The sequence below is a fragment of the Halobacillus sp. ABH2_015 genome (assembly GCF_056158945.1).
In genome coordinates this window covers 245,358-262,505 of the sequence record NZ_JBSWUG010000002.1, presented here as the reverse complement: position 1 = coordinate 262,505, position 17,148 = coordinate 245,358, and the positions used below count along the sequence as shown (strand labels likewise).

Sequence of the window (17,148 nt, the reverse complement as noted above, 5' to 3'; positions counted from 1 at the left end):
ACCGATCATTACGGAGGTGCAACCGATGTTCTTACGATTAATCCAGACAGCAGCAGTAGGATCTGTCGTTCTCATTGCCGGATCCGCTGTCTTTCCAGTGATCAAACGAACCATCAGACCGATCATGAGGGAAGTATCGCATGAAATGAAGTTTCTGCTCGTCAGTTCAGGTGAGCGTATGCAGGACATGGTCGATGATGTGAAATTTGAGCGGATGAAACGAGCGATGGACAACATGGACACAATTGAATGCGAGGTGTATGAAGATTGACTGAAGAATCGAAAGCCTCCAACCTTGATATTTCAGATAAACAGAAGGAAGTCGTCCAGGAATTGAAGCAGTCCATGCAGCACTTAAACACCGCCCTTTCCTTATCTGTTGAAGGCGTAAAAGAAAATGAGCAGGATAAGCAGATGTATTTAGATATCTGGGAAGAATTCATGAAATCGTTCGTGAAAAAAGTGAAAACAGAAAGCAAAGAAGCGAACGTCAACCTGATGAGCCAGATTCCCCTTAAACGATTTTTAGGCTTTTAATAAGAAAGTTTTACCAATAGGCCTGGAGGGAACTTCTCCTTAAAAAGATCTGCATAAGGAGGGGTTCTTTCCTATGATCGTTTCAGGGAAAATCCAATACAAACATCATCAAATTGATTTTGAGGTGAGGATGGAACATGAGGATATTGAGGAAGGTGCCATAAAATCTGAGGAAGCTAAACAAGCGCTGATCCATGCTGTCAATCGTAAATTCCGGGTGAAATATCCTCTCACAAGCACTATTGATCCCGTCCACGTGTCTTCCATATAAAAAAAGCATCCGGTTTGATCGAGGCCACTGAATGAAGGATCAAGTTAAAAAAGGCGGATGCCTTCAGACCGAAGATGAGGCAGCCCCATATCCGTGTCTTTATGTATTCTTTTCATTGTACAAAAAAAGAGCGATGTTCTTACCGTTGATTCCACGATGAGCGTTCGATGGTGACGCCTGCGGGAACAGCGCGAGCCGAAGATCGACTTGGTCCAATGATTTTCTTGACCAAGTCAGCTGAGGCCGTGCCCGCAGCAAGCATCCATCGACAAGCGATTCGTGAAAAGCAACAACCACCTTTACCCCCTTCTCTTGATAGGAAGGAGGTTTTCAGTGGCCTCGTTTGATCCGGACGCTTTTTTTCAATTCAAGTACGATACTTAATGGCCAGACCTTTCAGGAAGTTCCGGGCAAACTTATCCAGGCAGGGCTTATAGTTTTTATGCCCTTCTTTTCTTAGGATCGCACTAAGTTCGCCTTTGCTGATAGCTACGCCCGCTTCATCAAGGATATCAAGCACATCCTCATTTTTCAGCTGCAGGGCGATTTTCACCTTCTTCATCATGACATTGTTCACACTGGAACGGTTTTTGATGGAGCGGTCAGGCTTGACGGGCTCGCCGTCCTTCGTTTTCTGAGGACCGCGCTTATAAATGATGAATCCATTCAGGAAAGATTCCAGCATACTGTTCGTACACTTGATATAATCCATGCCGTCCATGGCTTCCTCATCGTCTTCCTCTATTTTCGTCAGCACCAGCTTGACCTCTTCCACAGCCAGATCCTCGCCGCCGAGCTCAAAGATTTCCTTCATTTCGCTGTCCCTCAAATCAAGAGCATAACGCAGACGAATCAATATATCGTTATTATCCATTACACAACCTCCTGTTGTACGTTCTTTTCCCGCTTTTTCACACCAGTCCTCATCCTACCACGTTTCTCCGTATTCTATAAGGCTGAATAGAAAAAATCAGGAATGATCTTCTTCCGGCCTGTACGTTTTCGTCAGATAGATGACCACTGTGAAAAAGCACCCGCCGAAGATGAATCCGGCTTTCATAAGAAGATTTGGTGCAATATAAAAAGCCGAGAATAAAAATGAAGACCAAATCATTACAAGGATCGATATTTTCGCTTTCAGGGGGAGCCCCCGGCCTGATTTATAATTTTGTATATAACTGCCAAACCATTTATTCGTCATCAGCCAGTTGTACAGACGATCAGAACTCCGTACGTAGCAAGCGGCTGTTAATAGTAGAAACGGAGTCGTCGGAATCAACGGCAGGATGATGCCCAGAATACCCAGACCAAGCGAAACGCTTCCGACAATGATCAGCAGAATCTTCACAACTTGTTTCATCATTAACTCCTTAAAAAGTAAATTGAACCGATTATCATACCTGTATAGAAGTCCGGTTATTCCTATTGTATCCCTTCCGCCCCTCCCGTTTCCATTATTTCATATGGAAACCGAGGACTTCTCCATCTACGAAAAGCCTGTGATAACCAGGTAGAGTTGTCCATTTGTCGTGGGAAGGGTCACATTCCTCTTATCGGTGGATGGAATCCGCGGGCATCACCACCGAACGCTCCTCATTCCGACGTTAGAATATAGAGGAGAGAGAATGTGTACGAAGCAGGTTCGCAGATTCAAAAGAACGGCATGGGCTGCGTTATTGCCGTTTGCGTGGAAAAATAGGGAAAGAACTGGCGCTGATGACCGCTGCCTGCCGGAATATGAAAAAGATTGTCATCCAGCAAGGGTGAGCGGGGTGAAGGAGAGTCATTGTCGATGTTAAAAAACTCCCAAGGAGCGGTGCCCCTTTCGCTCCTGGCGGTAAGAAAGAAAAAAGCTTGTAAAGAAACAGAGGTTTCTCTACAAGCTGAAACTTCCCACCCTGAAGATGGGAAGTTTTTTATATGGATAAACGAGAGGATAGGTTGTACACGTCTTCGTCCACTTGTACTGTTTTCGTATGGACAAATCCATAGGTAAGGGCTTCAGGCTGATGATCCTTTATCGTGACGATCACACCTGATTGATCCTTGATCAACAGATCGACCGCATAGGCACCAAGGCGGCTGGCAAGAATCCGGTCTGCCGCTGTCGGGGCACCTCCGCGCTGGGTATGGCCGAGAACCGTCACACGTGACTCGATGCCTGCCTCCTGCTTCAGTCGTTCGTTGAGATCGATCCCACTCACGGTTCCCTCTGCAACAACAACGATACTGTAGCGTTTGCTGCGCGACGGCCCCTGCTTGATCTGCTCAACAATGGAGTCCAGGTCCTCTTTTTTCTCAGGGATCAAAATGTTTTCCGCACCGCCGGCGAGTCCGGACCAAAGAGCAAGATTACCGGTGTCCCGGCCCATCACTTCAATAATGGAAGACTTTTCATGGGAGGAAGCCGTATCCCGGATCCGGTCAATGTAGTCCATTACCGTATTCAGAGCCGTATCAAAACCAATGACTTCAGAAACACCAGGGATATCAGAATCAATCGTCGCCGGAATCGCAGCAGTGGGTACGCCCGCTTCTTCCAGGACAGCCGCCGCCTGCAGCGATTCTTTCCCGCCGATGACGATAAGGGAATCGATTCCATGCTCCTTGATCCTTTGAAGAGCCTTTCCTTTACCTTCTTCAGTAAGAATTACATCGGAAGGGGAGGACTGTAAAATCGTTCCGCCCCGCTGCATGATCGATCCGACAGATGCAGCATCCATCTGATCCATTTTTCCATCTATAAGGCCCTGGAAACCATATTGTATTCCTATCATTTCCACATCGTAGTAAATACCGGAACGGACAACAGCCCGGATGGCTGCATTCATTCCCGGAGCATCTGCTCCACTTGTTAATACACCGAATCTTTTCATCATGACCACTCACTTTCCACTAGGAATCCGTCCCCGGCACTTGGAAATGCCGGTGTGATGCTTCGCCGTTTCGTCCTTAAGCTTCCCGATTCTCTTTCTTCCCCATCACTACATCGAGAAATCCCTACTCATCATTCTCCTGTTTATTTTACAAAAGTTCAACAAATATACTCCAGCTCAAAGGTATACGCAAATCATGACCACAACCATTGAAACAAAAACCTATGCAGGAGGGACAAATGAAGGTTGAGTTTCCACAATACCATAAAAAAAGAGTCCTGGGGCAGGACTCTTTTTTATGTGGTCTGCTTATTTCTACTTTCAAAATCAAACTTGATGCTGTAGTTCTCATCCAGCTTCAAGGCGGTGCTGAACGGCTTCTTGCCCTTAAAGCCTTTGAGGACTCTCGTTTTCTTTTTCTCACAAAGCGTCTTGATCATATTTCTTGTCAGAGTCTTGCCGGCAAGCTTCTTCGGAAAAGTCACCTTACAGCCTTCCTTATAATTGGAGCAGCCGTAAAACTTATAACGATCCATGATCTCCCCAGTCTGGCAGGAGGGACATTTGGCAATCGGTTCTTTGCCGCTTCCCCATGATGTCTTTTCTCCGGTGCTCCGCACTTCCACCTGCTGCAGAGCGCCCGGCGTTTCCTGAATGAGCTTTTCGATAAACTGCCCGGTCTGCTTCAGAAACACCTGACGGGATCCTTCTCCGCTGCCGATCTTCTTCAAATACGTCTCCCATCTGGCCGTGAGGGATGGACTCGACAGCAGGGTGCCTTCGATGGCTTCGCAGAGCATCATCCCTTTTTCCGTCACATAGACGTTATTCTTCTTCACTTCAATATAATTCTGTGCTTTGATGGTTTCGATGATGCTTGAACGCGTCGCTTCCGTACCAAGACCTTCAACTTCTTTCAGAATCTCAACGTCTTCTTCATCATCCATCCATTTCCCGCACGTCTTCATCATGTTGATCAGCTGGCCTTCGGTGTACGGCTTCGGAGGCTGCGTCATGCTTTCTTTAATATGAAGCTTCGCGCCCACTTCCTCTCCCTGATGGACTTCAGGAAGCAGAGGTTCCTTTTCCTTCGCTTTAGCGGGCTTCGGAAACAGCTCCTTCCACCCTTGACTGACGTCGCGCTTACCGGTTGTCTTAAACGGCAGCTCCTTGACATGGGTGTGCAGGGTCGTTTCTTCATAAATGTAGTCGGTATGGAACATCGCAAGCGTCGTAGCGAGTACTTCATTATAAATGTTCTGCTCATCACGGCTCAGCCCGCTCAGCTTTTTCTCTGTAGGTACGGATTTTGTCGGTATGATGGCATAGTGCTCCTGCACTTTGCTGCTGTCCACGTAGCGCTTCTTCGGCTTCGTGGAAACCGGTGTAAACGACACGTTCAGCGTTTTCTGGTACCCATCCAGATTTTTCACCAGGTAGGAAAATTCACTTTCCGTTATAAAGTTACAGTCCGTCCGTGGATAGGTGACGAGTTTTTTCTCATACAGCTTCTGCATCGTTTTCAACACTTGGGACGGCGTGTACTTCCAACGCCTGTTTGCGACACTCTGAAGTGTGGAAAGCGAATGAAGCTTCGGTGATTTGATGTACTTTGTCTTCTTATCGACGTTCCCCACAATACCGGCCAGCGGTTCATTTTCTTTTAAACCGTATTCATCCATCAAGGCTTGTACTTTTGCCTTATCCTTTTCCTTGATTTTGGCCAGGCCTTTGTAAGACCCTTTCTCTGCTTGGAACTGTCCTTCGATCTGATAAAAAGGTTCAGAGACGAAGGTTTCGATTTCTTTATGACGCTGATAAATTAAATACACCGTGGGCGACTGGACGCGTCCAATCGATAAGTAGCTGCCGAACCCTTTTTTCTGCAGCAGCAGAGTAAACAGACGACTGGCGTTGATACCGACAAGCCAGTCACTGATCTGGCGGGCTTTGGCTTCCTCGAACATACGCAAGTCTTTATCATTGGCCTGCAGGTTCTGAAATCCTTTGCGCACTTCATCCCGCTCGAGGGAGTTGATCCAAAGCCTTTTGACAGGCTTGTTTTTTACACCGGTCAGGCGGAGGATGCTGTAGAAAATGTTGGAGCCTTCGCGGTCGACGTCCGCAGCATTGATGATGACATCAGCACTTTGGAACAGTTTTTTAACAGCTTGAAACTGATCCCACTTGCCTTTGGACACTTTTTCAAGGTACCGTTCCGGAACGATCGGCAGCTGATCCAGCTTCCACTTTTTCCATTCGGGTTTATAATCGTGTGGTTCCTTCAGCTCCACTAAATGGCCGACACCCCACGTAATGACTGCTCCGTCCGGGAACGTATGGTCAGGTTTCAATTGTATATAGGTTTTCGTTTTATTTTGAACGGTAAAGGCCTCGGCATAGGCTTTTGCCTGCGAGGGTTTTTCGGCTAAGATGACCACCTTTTCCATGGTCTTCCACTCCCTTCAATAGACCACAAGAGTACTATGAGACAGGCCGGAAAGCAAGGGAAGATATATGGATCATGGAAAATATAAAAAGACATTATATCTATAGGCGATGGCCTGATGATGGTCAAAGGCCGCTTGGTGGTGGATGCCTGCCATAAACGGGACTTTCCCACACGCCCCTCGTCCGGTACAGTACCCTGTACAAATCATTTGTCAGTAAAATCTGCCAGTAAAAAACAGGCTGTCGAAAAATTTTCCGACAGCCTTACAGCATCCACTCTATGTTATTTCATCTGCTGGTATGCACCTGTCCGCTTGATGACAGTTTCCACAGCTTTCTTCAACGCTTCTTTTCCAGGTTTCAAAACTTCCATCGGTGCATAAAGATCTTCGTTCTCTTCCAGCACCTGCCTCGTCGCCTGCGACCAGGCAATGTTCAGCTCTGTGTTATAGTTGATTTTCGCATGGCCGTAGCTGATGGCCCTGCTCAGATCTTCATTATTGATACCCGAGGCTCCGTGAAGGACGAAAGGCACAGGGGTCGATTCACGAAGAGCGGCCATTTCCTTGAATCCAAGATTTGGTTCACCTTTGTACTTTCCGTGCACAGAACCGAGAGCCGGAGCGAGGCTGTCGACACCCGTTTCTTCTATTAATGTACGGCATTCATTCAAATCGGCGTACAGTAGATCGCTGTAAATGCCATCTTCTGTACCTCCGACGCTTCCGACTTCCGCTTCAACCGTCACTCCATGCTTATGGGCGTAGGCGACGACCTTTTTCGTATTCTTCACGTTTTCCTCAATGGAAAGTTTGGAACCGTCATACATGACAGAATCATACCCGGCATCTACAGCTTCCATGCAGCGCTCAATGGTCTGCCCGTGATCGAGATGAAGAACAGCCGGAACCGTCAGGCCGATTTCTTCTTTCATAATCGAAAAGGATTCAGACAACAGACGGAATCCTCCTATTTGATCGACGATTTTATCTGTCGTCCCTACAATAACCGGAGCGCGGCAGGCTTCTGCAGTTTTTAAAATGGCCTCAAGCCAGATCCAGCCATTCATGTTGAACTGGGGAACGGCGTACTTATTTTCTAAAGCATCATCTAAAATGTTATACATAGGATCGCCCAATCTCATAATTGACTTGAACCGGTTTTCCCGTCTCATAGGATTCCTGCGCTGCCCGCGCGATGCGCTGCGCCATAATGCCGTCCTCGAATTGAACGCCTGTCGGACGGTCCTGAAGAATACTTTCTATAAATTGTTCCGTTTCATGGATGAACGAATCATTATACCTTTCCAAAAAGAACGGCAGCGGCTTATCAGACTCTACTGTACCAGCGTTGTAATATTTTAAATTCGTCGATGTCTGGTTGTCCGCAACTAGAGCGCCGCCGTTCCCGAAGATTTCAATCCGCTGATCATAGCCGTATACCGCTTCCCTGCTGTTATCAATGACACCTAAAGCGCCGTTTGCAAAGGTCAAAGTAACAATGGCCGTGTCGATATCCCCTTTTTCACCGATAGCCTGATCAACAAGGTTTCCGCCTTTAGCGTAAACCTCCACCACTTCATCCCCAACCAGATGTCTGGCCATATCAAAATCGTGAATCGTCATATCCATAAACAAACCTCCGGAAGATGTAATATAATCAAGGTGCGGAGGGTTAGGGTCCCTGGACGTGATTTTAAGAACATGGACATCACCAATATCGCTGCGCTTGATACGATCCTTCATCTCAGCGAAGTTGCTGTCAAAGCGTCGGTTGAATCCGACTTGAAATTGAACGCCCGCCTTTCGGACTTGATCATACGCTTCCAACGTTTCCTGGTCACTGAAACTCACAGGCTTTTCACAGAAAATATGTTTGTTATGCTGAGCAGCCAGTTTAATCAGGTCCGCATGTGTACTTGTTGGAGAACAGATAAAGACCGCGTCAATCTCCTGATCTTGAAAAATATCATGGTAATCCGTTGTGATTTCTTCCACCCCGCTTGTTTCAAACCATTCCATCAGCTGTTCCGCAAAAAGGTCCGAAACTTTTTTTAAACGGACATTTGGATTCCTGTTCAGGTTATCAATGTGCAGCTTACCAATACGACCTGCACCGATGACACCAACTGTTATTTTTTTCATCGTGTACTCCCCTTCAATTGAAGATGCTAAGACTGCCGGCTTATAAAAAAGACATACCAGTCAACGAACCTTATCCTTTTGAAGTAATTCGTCAATGTACCGCTTCGCTTTTAAAGCATATTCAAAAGCATTGCATACATCCGGGTCCTGTTCCGCTTCCACAACAACCCAGCCATTGTACTCGTGACGGGTCAGGTAATTCATGATGGGTGCGAAATCGATCATCCCATCTCCTGGTACCGTGAAGGCCCCCTTTTTCACTCCTGTCAGAAAGCTGTCCCGTTCCCTTTGCACTTCTGCAGCGATATCTCTCCGTATATCTTTGAAGTGGACGTGTTTAATGCGGTCAAAATACTTCTCAAGAATTTCAAGAGGATCCTCGCCTGAAAAAACGAGATGGCCGGTATCAAACAAAAGGCTGACCTTGTCCGGATCCGTAGAGGACATCAGCTGGTCAATTTCCTCTGTCGTCTGCACCCCGGTCCCCATGTGGTGATGGTAAACGATTGACATTCCCTTCTCTGCTGCCAGTTCGCCAAGTGCTTCCAACCCATCAGTAAAACGCTTCCATTCTTCTTCATTAAAAACAGGCTTTTCTGCAAAAAGCGGCGTATCCATCTGACCTTGAATACTGTTTCCCTGCTCAGACACGACGATAACTTCAGCCCCCATGGCATAGAGAAAATCCCGGTGGTCAATGAAATCAGCCTTCACTTCTTCCAACGGCTGCGTCGTTAAAAAAGCACTGAACCAGGCACTGGCTACCTCAAGGCCTCGGATATCCAAATAATGCTTCAACACTTCAGGGTCACGGGGATATTTGTTGCCAATTTCTGTACCTGTATATCCGGCAAGTGCCATTTCGCTGATACACTGCTCAAAGGAATTGTTTCTCCCAAGCTCAGGCATGTCATCATTCGTCCAGGCAATTGGTGCACACCCCAGTTTGATTTGATTTTCCATTTTCCGATCTCCTTAATATAAAAGTTTAAAGTTCACACTCTCTTCGAAAACCGCTGGTCCTCCCCTGCCTCATCATATGGCTGGAACCTCAGTCGAAAGCCGTCTTTCATCTATGTAGCCTCTAAGTTAAAAGAGAGCCATTCATATCCCCATAAGTTACATGTTGTCGTCTGGGATCAAGCCTTGACGGCTTAATCCAGCGACACTCATATGCATAAGATTGATGCACAAAGCCCTCGTCTTCTAATACTGCCTTGCGGTCGTTCGAATACCGATCACTTCCTCGGCTTTTTCGTTTACCCGCTCATTTGAGGAATGCTCAGAAATACCGACGTTCCAAAAGCTCTCATATCCATCCGTCATTGTTTTAGGAAGTACCCGGATATGAATAAGCGTAGAGTTGTCCGTTTCCTTAGATTTTCTCACGGCTTCTTCAAGCTCTGCCTCATTGGAAGCTGTAAATGTATCAAAGCCATATCCTTCAGCTACTTTCGCATAATCAACCGCAAGCACGGTGCCGTCAGACTTTGTGAATTCCGTGCAGTAACTGTCACTTCCGTGCCCCATCTGCAGATTGTTAATACAGCCGTAACCGGAATTATCAAACAGCACGATGTTCAACTTCTGTCCGTATTGAAGGGCTGTTACCATTTCCGTGTGCAGCATTAGAAAGCTGCCATCTCCCACAAAGCTGTAAACTTCCTTATCTGGGTGCGCTAATTTCACACCGAGGCTGCCGGCAATCTCATATCCCATGGCTGAATACCCGTACTCTACGTGATACGTATTCGCTACAGATGGATTCCACAACCGGTGCATATCTCCAGGCAGGGAACCTGCGGAAGTAACAACATAACTGGACGGATCCACCAGTTCATTGACTTTAATCAAGGCAGACGTCTGCGCATACGTCGTATCCAGAGCTTCTGCATACGATTTCAATTTTTCACGGCCGAATTCGTCCTGGATTTCAGGCTGATAACTGTCATCATCCAGCTTCACTTGAATGTCTGCCAGACGTTGACGTTCCTCTTTCCATTCCTTTTTATACTGCTCGAGTAATCCGGAAAAACCGCTCTCATAACCCTCGAGCATGCTGTCGAGCTTTTCTACAGTCGCTTTTGCATCGCCGACAAGCTGGTGGGCATCCATTTTATAGGTCTGCATCCGACTGACGTTAATATTAATGAACGTAGATTCTTCAAAATTAAACGCGGTTTTTGAAGACGATGTAAAGTCGGTGTAGCGCGTTCCGATCCCGATAATCAAATCAGATTCTTTAGCCGCTTTGTTGGCTGCCAGCGTCCCGGTTACGCCAAGTCCTCCCATATTAAAGGGATGATCCGAGGAAACGGTTGATTTTCCTGCCTGTGTTTCTGCAAGCGCTATGCCGTACTTTTCTGAGAAAGCAGCAATCGCATCACCTGCAATGGAGTATTTCGCTCCTCCACCTACGACGATCAGGGGCTTTTCAGCTTTCTGAATTTCGTCCACCGCACGCTGGAGTGCCGCTTCGGATGGAAGGATACGATCGACGTAATGGACCCGCTTTTTAAAGAAGGCTTTTTCGTATTCAAACGTCTCCCCTTCAACATCCTGAGCGATCGACAATGTGACAGGTCCCGCGGTTTCCGGATTTGTCAGAACTTCAAACGCTCGGAGTAAAGCAGACATCAGCTGTTCCGGACGCTCAATTCTATCCCAGTAGCGGGATACAGGCTTCAGAGCATCGTTGGTCGTGATGCTGTGACTGTGCAGCTGCTCAATCTGCTGCAGCACGGGATCAGGCTGACGGCTTGCGAACGTATCGCCCGGAAGGAATAAAACAGGAAGGTTATTCGCAAGGGCGGTCGCACTGGCTGTCACTAAGTTGGCGGAACCAGGACCTACGGATGATGTCACTGCATAAATCTTTCTTCTGAAATGCTCCTTGGAAAAAGCAGCGGCCGCATGCGCCATACCCTGCTCATTTTTTCCCTGGATCACATTCAAATGTCCAGGATCCTCCTGCAGGGCCTGGCCGATGCCCAAAACATTTCCGTGACCAAATATATTGAACACCCCTTCGACGAAAGGTGTTTCTTCACCGTCGAAGTGGATGTATTGGTTATTTAAGAATTTCACGAGTGCCTGTGAGGTTGTAAGTTTCACTTTCTCTGTCATGCTCGTTTCACCCTTCCTGACTATGAATCAACTGTTCAATCTCTTCAACTGTCGGCATAGCATCAGAGGAACTATGCTTGGAAACAACGATGGATGCCGCAGCGCTTCCGTATTTCAGCGCTTCCTGTATGCCTTTCTCCTTTTTCAGAGCATAAATGAAACCGGAAGCGAAGGAATCCCCGGCGCCGAAGGTCTTCAATACCTGTGTCTTATAAATATCTCCTTCAATGACTTCCCCATCTCTCGTAAAGGCCTTGGAACCCTTGACTCCGTGCTTGACGACGACGAGATGAGGAGAATAGTTGAACAACTGCTGCACAGATTCTTTGTCAGAGTTTCCCTCGGAATTCTCCAGAACGTTGAATTCGTCACGCGTTCCAATAACGATATCTGCGGAGCGGGCAGCAAGAGTCATATAGACGGATGTTTCCGCCTCACTTTTCCACGTATAAGGGCGGTAATCCAATTCAAAGATTACTTCCACCCCGTTCTTTTTCGCGATATCCATGGCATGAAGAGCCGCTTCCCTGGACGGAGACTGACTTAGTGCCGTTCCCGAGATAAGCAGGGTTTCCGCCCTTTTGATGTAATCCTCATCAAAATCATCAGCACTCAAGTACAGATCAGCTACCTGATCACGGTACATAAGGATGCTGCACTCTTCAGGACTCTTGATTTCTGTAAACGTAAGACCGATTTTACGGCCTTCGGTATCTTTTTTTATCGAAGACGTTTCTACGCCGACTTTGTTCATATAATCAATAACAAAATTTCCGTGCTGATCATCTGAAACTTTAGCAATCATGCCGGACTTTAAACCGAGCTTCGATGTACCAATCGCAATGTTCGCCGGTGATCCTCCGACATACTTCTTAAAGGTCATTGTTTCTTCCATCGGCATATTATACTCAACGGCATTCAAATCAACGGCTGCTCTTCCGAACGTGACAATATCTAGTTTTTTCATAATCAATCCCTCTCCAATATCCATTCGTGGTCTTTATCATTATGAAACTTCCATTTCCGTTTCGGTCCAGCCATAACGTTCAAATAATATAAGTCATAACCATCAGGAACACCTACAGGGTGGTACCCTTTCGGAACGGACACGCAGTCCTGGTGTTCAACAGCCATCGTTTCATCCAGGCTGCGGTCATCGGTATAGACCCGTTGGAAGACAAACCCCTGCTCAGGATCGATTTCATGGTAGTAGGTTTCCTCTAAGAAAGACTCTTCGGGAAGATTGTCCTGATCGTGTTTGTGTGGAGGATAGCTGGAAAAGTTTCCACTGTCCGTATAGACTTCAACGACGAGCAGGTTCTCCGGGATATCGGCGTAGTCCGGCAGAATGTTATGAACCAGACGCTTATTGGAATACCGGCCTCGGTGTTCAATATCATTATCGGCTGCCCGAATCACCTTCGTGTCCTTCATTTTCGTGGAGTTGGAATAACATAACGCAAGCTTTGCCGGCTGATTAGCCTCAACATGGAAGCTTTTAGAAGACGGGATATAAATGCTGTCCGTCGGCTTCTTCTCAAAAACCGTTTCGCGCGTGCCCAGGCTGCTGTATACTTCTTCCTCAACGGTTACATCGACATCCCCCGTCAGGACGACGGCGCACAACTCGGTGCTTTCCAGCGTTTCCGCATAGCGGGCGCCCTCCTCCATTTCAATGACCTTAAACTGCACGTACTCAAGACCTGTCGCTTCCTTGTTCAAGTCTTGAATTAACGTAACGCCTTCAGATAACTTCAATTCTCTTCGTTTATACAACAGGTCCGCCATCGCTTACTCCTCCCCTTCGAACTGAGGTTTCAGGTGACGCGCGGTAACGACTTTCTTACGCGTATAGAACTCGACGCCGTCTTTCCCGTTGGCGTGCAGAGATCCGAAGAAAGAAGACTTCCATCCGGAGAATGGGAAGATCGCCATTGGAGCCGGTACACCAAGGTTGATTCCAAGCATTCCCGCATCAATATTTTCACGGAAGTAGCGGATGCTTGAAGCACTGTCACTGAACAGGCAGGCGCCGTTTGCAAATTCCGATTGGTTGGCTGTGCGGATGCCGTCTTTCAAGTTCTTCACTTTCATGACAGAAAGCACAGGAGCGAAGATTTCATCCTTCCAAATCTTCATATCTGTGGTGACATCTTCGAAGATCGTCGGACCGACGAAGTAGCCATCATCCGAGCAGCGGTCACGACCATCCAGGGCAAGCTTTGCTCCTTCTTCTTCTCCCTGATTGATATACTCAAGCGTACGTTCCTTGTTTTCCTCGCGGATGACAGGTCCCAGGAAGACACCATCATCAAGGCCGTTCCCCATTTGAATATTTTCAGCTTCTGTTTTTAATTTTTGGATAAATGTATCGTAAATGCCTTCTTCGACTGTAATGACAGCAGCTGCCATGCACCGCTCGCCGGCAGAACCGAAAGCGGCTCCGATGACTTCCTTAACCGCCTGATCAACGTTGGCATCGTTCAGTACGATGGTATGGTTCTTCGCACCAGTCAGCGCCTGCACCCGTTTCAGGTTATCGGTTCCTTTTTTGTAGACGTATTCACCTACAGGTTTGGATCCAACAAATGAAATCGCTTTAATATGTTCGTTTTCTAAAATGCCGTTCACGACATCGTGGGCGCCGTTGACAACATTGAATACGCCTTTTGGAAGTCCGGATTCTTCAAGCAGAGTTACAATCTTCTCAATCAGCAGCGGTGTTTTTTCTGATGGCTTCAAGACGAAGGTATTTCCTGTTGCGATGGCCATCGGGAACATCCAGCAAGGAACCATCATCGGGAAGTTGAACGGTGTAATGCCTCCGACAACACCGACCGGATATCGGTAGTTCGTTCCTTCAATATCCGTCGCAATGGAAGGAAGGGAATCGCCCATCATTAATGTCGGAGCTCCTGCAGCAAATTCAACATTTTCAATACCGCGCTGAACTTCACCAAGGGACTCCTTCAAGCTTTTGCCGTTTTCCTTTGTAATGATTTCGGCCAGTTCCTGTTTGTTATCGATCAGCAGCTGCTGAAACTTAAATAAGATCCGGGCGCGTTTCGGTACGGCCGTCTCCTTCCAGTCCTCAAAAGCTTCCTGAGCCACTCTTGCCGCTTCATCCAGTTCGCTGCGTGTGGAAAGTGGTGCTTTTGCCATCACTTCTTTTGTTGCCGGGTTATAAACATCAAGGGTTTTCGTACTCTCACTTTCCACCCATTCACCGTTAATGTAGTTCTTCAAAGTTTTTACTGTCGTTACTTCTGCCATTTTCTCTCCTCCTTGGTAATCGTCTTCAAACACTTTGGATAACTTCTGGTTCAATTCTATAAATATTCACAAAATTAGTCAAGTCTTAATTATATTTTGGTTATTTTTTGAGTAACTTAACCAAAATATATGTATAAATAAAACAAAACATGATACACTAGTTGTGGAAGAATACCTATCAGACCACACATACACGAGGAGGTGATTGGATGAAGGTAAAAAGAATCAACCAGATTGAAGAATATTTAGAGCAGAAACAAGAAGCCTCTTTAGAGGAATTAAAAGACTACTTTGATGTTTCCCTCAATACGATCCGCCGGGATATCAATGAACTGACCAAGGCCGGAAAGATCAAAAAAGTTTACGGCGGTGTCGTTTACAACAAAAACACTTCGACAACGACCACGTATGAAGTAAGGAATATCAACCGGCTTGCCGAGAAGAAAAGGATCGGCCGTTACTGCTCCCAGTATATCGAGCAGCACGACATCGTCTACATCGATTCCGGGACGACCACCCACTTCATATTAGATGAACTGCCATCAGACATTGAGTTCACTCTGATCACGAACAGCCTGGAAGTCATCAATAAAGCGGTCATTTTCCCTAATGTGAACGTTATGATCATCGGGGAAACGTACAAACGCTCAACCAAATCCTTCACGGGAATTACTGATGAACAGACAATTACCAAATTCAACATCAATAAGGCTTTCATGTCTGCAACAGCATTTTCCATCAATAACGGAGCCTCCAACTCAGACCTTCTGGAAAACCGCATTAAAAAAGAGGTCTGTGACCGAGCCAATGAAGTATACCTGCTGATTGATTCTACGAAATTCGGAAAAAGCTCCTTGTTCACCTACTGCAACCTGCAGGGTGTGAACACCATCGTTACCGACAGCAGCGTGGAGACGTCCTATGCCGAAGAGATTCAAAAAGCGAATAAAGCGCTGATTACCGTATAAAGGAGAGGGTCGTTGTGCCATTATTGAAATTTCATATGTATGAAGGAAGAACAGAACAGGAAGTGAAGAAACTGTTGGATGTTACCCATGAAGTGATGGTCAATGCTTTTGAAGTACCAGAAAGAGACCGCTATCAAGTGGTGCACGAACATAAACCTTACCAGATGATTATGGAGGATACAGGTCTCGGTTTTACACGATCCGAAAAATTTCTGCTGATCCATATGATTTCAAGAAAGCGGACAGAGGAACAGGTGACCTCTTTTTATGAAAACCTGGCTCATGCTCTTGAAGAACAGTTCGGCATTACACCTGAGGACTTAATGATCTCCATCTCTGTAAACGGAGACGAAGATTGGAGCTTCGGCGGCGGCAAAGCTCAGTTCTTAACCGGAGATCTATAAAAAACAGGCATCTGAAATTAATCAGATGCCTGTTTTATTTACTTTTTCAGATCAAACTATTCAATGTATACACCAGATTCATGCCCATCTCGATACACGTTATGAACCGGAACCTTAAAGCGCTTCTGTCCGACCAAGCAGTGCTGCACCAATCAATCCTGCTTTCGTGCCCAGCTCCGCCGGCTCAAGTTTCACCTGATTCCTCAATTGCGGATACAAATAATCATTCAACCGTTCCCGCAGAGGGACAAGCAGTAGATCCTCCGACTGCATCACTCCTCCTCCAAGCACAAACACAGACGGATTTACAATGTGAGTGAGGTTGGCAATGCCCATGGCTAAATAGGTAATCGTATCATCCACGATGAGGGCTGCTGCTTCGTGCCCTTCCTTCACCTTCCGGAAAACCTCTTCCGCACCGCCGTCTACACCAAGGCGCGCTTTTCCTTCTCTCCCGATAGACGTACCAGAAGCCAGGGATTCGAAGGAACCAGCATTCAGATTGGACCAGCTTGGGCCGTCCGGCTTTAAAATCATATTGCCGATTTCCCCGGCATACCCCTGGGCCCCTTGAACGATTTTTCCGTCAAGGACGTAACCACCGCCGATTCCGGTGCTGATCGTTATGTAGTAACTGGAGCTATGACCACGCCCTGCGCCGAATTTCGCTTCAGCGAGTGCAGCTGCATTAGCGTCATTGTCGAGGTACACCGGAATATCGACGGCTGCCTGCACCTCATCAACAAGCGGAATGTCATCCCACCCCGGTAAATTTGGAGGGCTGAGAATTCTTCCTTGGTGAGGATTGAGAGGACCTGGAGATCCAATCCCGATGGATGCAATGTCGTGGCTGTCCATCAATTCCTTGATCATGTCGTTCATCTGCTGAATCACATAAGCCGGCTCTTTATCCGTTTCGGTGCGGATGCTTTTCTCAACAAGAATGCTTCCCTTTTCATCTACGACACCTGCGCGCAGGTTGGTGCCGCCCAGATCAATGCCGATGGTTTTCATATCCATCACTCCTTTACGATTCTTCTTTATACATCTACTATACATGCAGAATGAAGACCTACCAAATGAAACCGGACCTATAAG

The 17,148-nt window shown here is 46.8% G+C and carries 17 protein-coding genes; 5 read left to right on the top strand and 12 right to left on the bottom strand.

Annotated elements, in window-relative coordinates; all coding sequences use genetic code 11:
• Positions 1-25: 25 nt before the first annotated feature.
• The 3 genes from ACXAD6_RS01445 to ACXAD6_RS01435 all read left to right on the top strand — a co-directional run bounded on the left by ACXAD6_RS01445 (position 26) and on the right by ACXAD6_RS01435 (position 808).
• Positions 26-271 (top strand): hypothetical protein, encoded by a 246-nt coding sequence (locus tag ACXAD6_RS01445; RefSeq protein WP_474967317.1) that lies wholly within the window; start codon positions 26-28, stop codon positions 269-271.
• Positions 268-537 (top strand): hypothetical protein, encoded by a 270-nt coding sequence (locus ACXAD6_RS01440; protein ID WP_474967316.1) that lies wholly within the window; start codon positions 268-270, stop codon positions 535-537. Before ACXAD6_RS01445 ends, ACXAD6_RS01440 begins: the two co-directional genes overlap by 4 nt.
• A 73-nt stretch (positions 538-610) precedes the next feature.
• Positions 611-808: a hypothetical protein gene (locus ACXAD6_RS01435; protein WP_474967315.1), complete on the top strand. Its 198-nt coding sequence runs from the start codon at positions 611-613 to the stop codon at positions 806-808.
• Between the two features lie 367 nt (positions 809-1,175).
• Here the strand turns inward: ACXAD6_RS01435 and ACXAD6_RS01430 are convergent, their stop codons facing one another.
• The 11 genes from ACXAD6_RS01430 to ACXAD6_RS01380 all read right to left on the bottom strand — a co-directional run bounded on the left by ACXAD6_RS01430 (position 1,176) and on the right by ACXAD6_RS01380 (position 14,678).
• Entirely contained in the window at positions 1,176-1,682 is a 507-nt protein-coding gene (locus ACXAD6_RS01430) for a YehS family protein (protein WP_474967314.1), read from the bottom strand.
• A 96-nt stretch (positions 1,683-1,778) separates the two neighbouring features.
• The gene (locus tag ACXAD6_RS01425; RefSeq protein WP_474967313.1) at positions 1,779-2,168 is read right to left on the bottom strand and encodes a YbaN family protein; all 390 of its coding nucleotides are present in this window, start codon (positions 2,166-2,168) and stop codon (positions 1,779-1,781) included.
• 556 nt (positions 2,169-2,724) lie between these two features.
• Positions 2,725-3,684: an ATP-dependent 6-phosphofructokinase gene (locus ACXAD6_RS01420; RefSeq protein WP_474970337.1), complete on the bottom strand. Its 960-nt coding sequence runs from the start codon at positions 3,682-3,684 to the stop codon at positions 2,725-2,727.
• A 296-nt stretch (positions 3,685-3,980) separates the two neighbouring features.
• Positions 3,981-6,134: a type IA DNA topoisomerase gene (locus ACXAD6_RS01415; protein ID WP_474967312.1), complete on the bottom strand. Its 2,154-nt coding sequence runs from the start codon at positions 6,132-6,134 to the stop codon at positions 3,981-3,983.
• Positions 6,135-6,418: 284 nt separating this feature from the next.
• Positions 6,419-7,261, bottom strand: a complete 843-nt coding sequence (locus ACXAD6_RS01410) for a class II fructose-bisphosphate aldolase (protein WP_474967311.1) — start codon at positions 7,259-7,261, stop codon at positions 6,419-6,421.
• Positions 7,254-8,279, bottom strand: a complete 1,026-nt coding sequence (gene iolG, locus ACXAD6_RS01405; RefSeq protein WP_474967310.1) for an inositol 2-dehydrogenase — start codon at positions 8,277-8,279, stop codon at positions 7,254-7,256. Before iolG ends, ACXAD6_RS01410 begins: the two co-directional genes overlap by 8 nt.
• Positions 8,280-8,339: 60 nt before the next feature.
• Complete coding sequence (iolE, locus tag ACXAD6_RS01400; protein WP_474967309.1) at positions 8,340-9,242, bottom strand: myo-inosose-2 dehydratase; 903 nt, start codon at positions 9,240-9,242, stop codon at positions 8,340-8,342.
• A 243-nt stretch (positions 9,243-9,485) separates the two neighbouring features.
• Positions 9,486-11,405: a 3D-(3,5/4)-trihydroxycyclohexane-1,2-dione acylhydrolase (decyclizing) gene (iolD, locus tag ACXAD6_RS01395; RefSeq protein WP_474967308.1), complete on the bottom strand. Its 1,920-nt coding sequence runs from the start codon at positions 11,403-11,405 to the stop codon at positions 9,486-9,488.
• Between the two features lie 7 nt (positions 11,406-11,412).
• Positions 11,413-12,372, bottom strand: a complete 960-nt coding sequence (iolC, locus tag ACXAD6_RS01390) for a 5-dehydro-2-deoxygluconokinase (protein ID WP_474967307.1) — start codon at positions 12,370-12,372, stop codon at positions 11,413-11,415.
• Positions 12,373-12,374: 2 nt separating this feature from the next.
• Entirely contained in the window at positions 12,375-13,193 is an 819-nt protein-coding gene (gene iolB, locus ACXAD6_RS01385; protein ID WP_474967306.1) for a 5-deoxy-glucuronate isomerase, read from the bottom strand.
• A 3-nt stretch (positions 13,194-13,196) separates the two neighbouring features.
• Positions 13,197-14,678, bottom strand: coding sequence for a CoA-acylating methylmalonate-semialdehyde dehydrogenase (locus tag ACXAD6_RS01380; RefSeq protein WP_474967305.1), 1,482 nt, complete (start codon positions 14,676-14,678; stop codon positions 13,197-13,199).
• A 209-nt stretch (positions 14,679-14,887) separates the two neighbouring features.
• Between ACXAD6_RS01380 and ACXAD6_RS01375 the strand changes: the two genes are divergently transcribed.
• Both ACXAD6_RS01375 and ACXAD6_RS01370 read left to right on the top strand, forming a co-directional pair.
• Complete coding sequence (locus ACXAD6_RS01375; protein ID WP_474967304.1) at positions 14,888-15,646, top strand: DeoR/GlpR family DNA-binding transcription regulator; 759 nt, start codon at positions 14,888-14,890, stop codon at positions 15,644-15,646.
• Positions 15,647-15,660: 14 nt separating this feature from the next.
• The gene (locus tag ACXAD6_RS01370) at positions 15,661-16,050 is read left to right on the top strand and encodes a tautomerase family protein (protein WP_474967303.1); all 390 of its coding nucleotides are present in this window, start codon (positions 15,661-15,663) and stop codon (positions 16,048-16,050) included.
• A gap of 114 nt (positions 16,051-16,164) precedes the next feature.
• On the opposite strand, the gene ACXAD6_RS01365 is transcribed toward ACXAD6_RS01370, so the two are convergent.
• The gene (locus ACXAD6_RS01365) at positions 16,165-17,064 is read right to left on the bottom strand and encodes an ROK family protein (RefSeq protein ID WP_474967302.1); all 900 of its coding nucleotides are present in this window, start codon (positions 17,062-17,064) and stop codon (positions 16,165-16,167) included.
• Positions 17,065-17,148 lie beyond the last annotated feature (84 nt).

Coding starts and splice junctions, on each gene's coding strand:
- ACXAD6_RS01415 (WP_474967312.1), bottom strand. CDS start 6,134: ATGGAAAAGGTGGTCATCTTAGCCGAAAAACCCTCGCAGGCAAAAGCC.
- ACXAD6_RS01420 (WP_474970337.1), bottom strand. CDS start 3,684: ATGAAAAGATTCGGTGTATTAACAAGTGGAGCAGATGCTCCGGGAATG.
- ACXAD6_RS01445 (WP_474967317.1), top strand. CDS start 26: ATGTTCTTACGATTAATCCAGACAGCAGCAGTAGGATCTGTCGTTCTC.
- iolB (WP_474967306.1), bottom strand. CDS start 13,193: ATGGCGGACCTGTTGTATAAACGAAGAGAATTGAAGTTATCTGAAGGC.
- iolE (WP_474967309.1), bottom strand. CDS start 9,242: ATGGAAAATCAAATCAAACTGGGGTGTGCACCAATTGCCTGGACGAAT.
- ACXAD6_RS01380 (WP_474967305.1), bottom strand. CDS start 14,678: ATGGCAGAAGTAACGACAGTAAAAACTTTGAAGAACTACATTAACGGT.
- ACXAD6_RS01430 (WP_474967314.1), bottom strand. CDS start 1,682: ATGGATAATAACGATATATTGATTCGTCTGCGTTATGCTCTTGATTTG.
- iolD (WP_474967308.1), bottom strand. CDS start 11,405: ATGACAGAGAAAGTGAAACTTACAACCTCACAGGCACTCGTGAAATTC.
- ACXAD6_RS01365 (WP_474967302.1), bottom strand. CDS start 17,064: ATGAAAACCATCGGCATTGATCTGGGCGGCACCAACCTGCGCGCAGGT.
- iolC (WP_474967307.1), bottom strand. CDS start 12,372: ATGAAAAAACTAGATATTGTCACGTTCGGAAGAGCAGCCGTTGATTTG.
- ACXAD6_RS01375 (WP_474967304.1), top strand. CDS start 14,888: ATGAAGGTAAAAAGAATCAACCAGATTGAAGAATATTTAGAGCAGAAA.
- ACXAD6_RS01425 (WP_474967313.1), bottom strand. CDS start 2,168: ATGAAACAAGTTGTGAAGATTCTGCTGATCATTGTCGGAAGCGTTTCG.
- ACXAD6_RS01435 (WP_474967315.1), top strand. CDS start 611: ATGATCGTTTCAGGGAAAATCCAATACAAACATCATCAAATTGATTTT.
- ACXAD6_RS01410 (WP_474967311.1), bottom strand. CDS start 7,261: ATGTATAACATTTTAGATGATGCTTTAGAAAATAAGTACGCCGTTCCC.
- iolG (WP_474967310.1), bottom strand. CDS start 8,279: ATGAAAAAAATAACAGTTGGTGTCATCGGTGCAGGTCGTATTGGTAAG.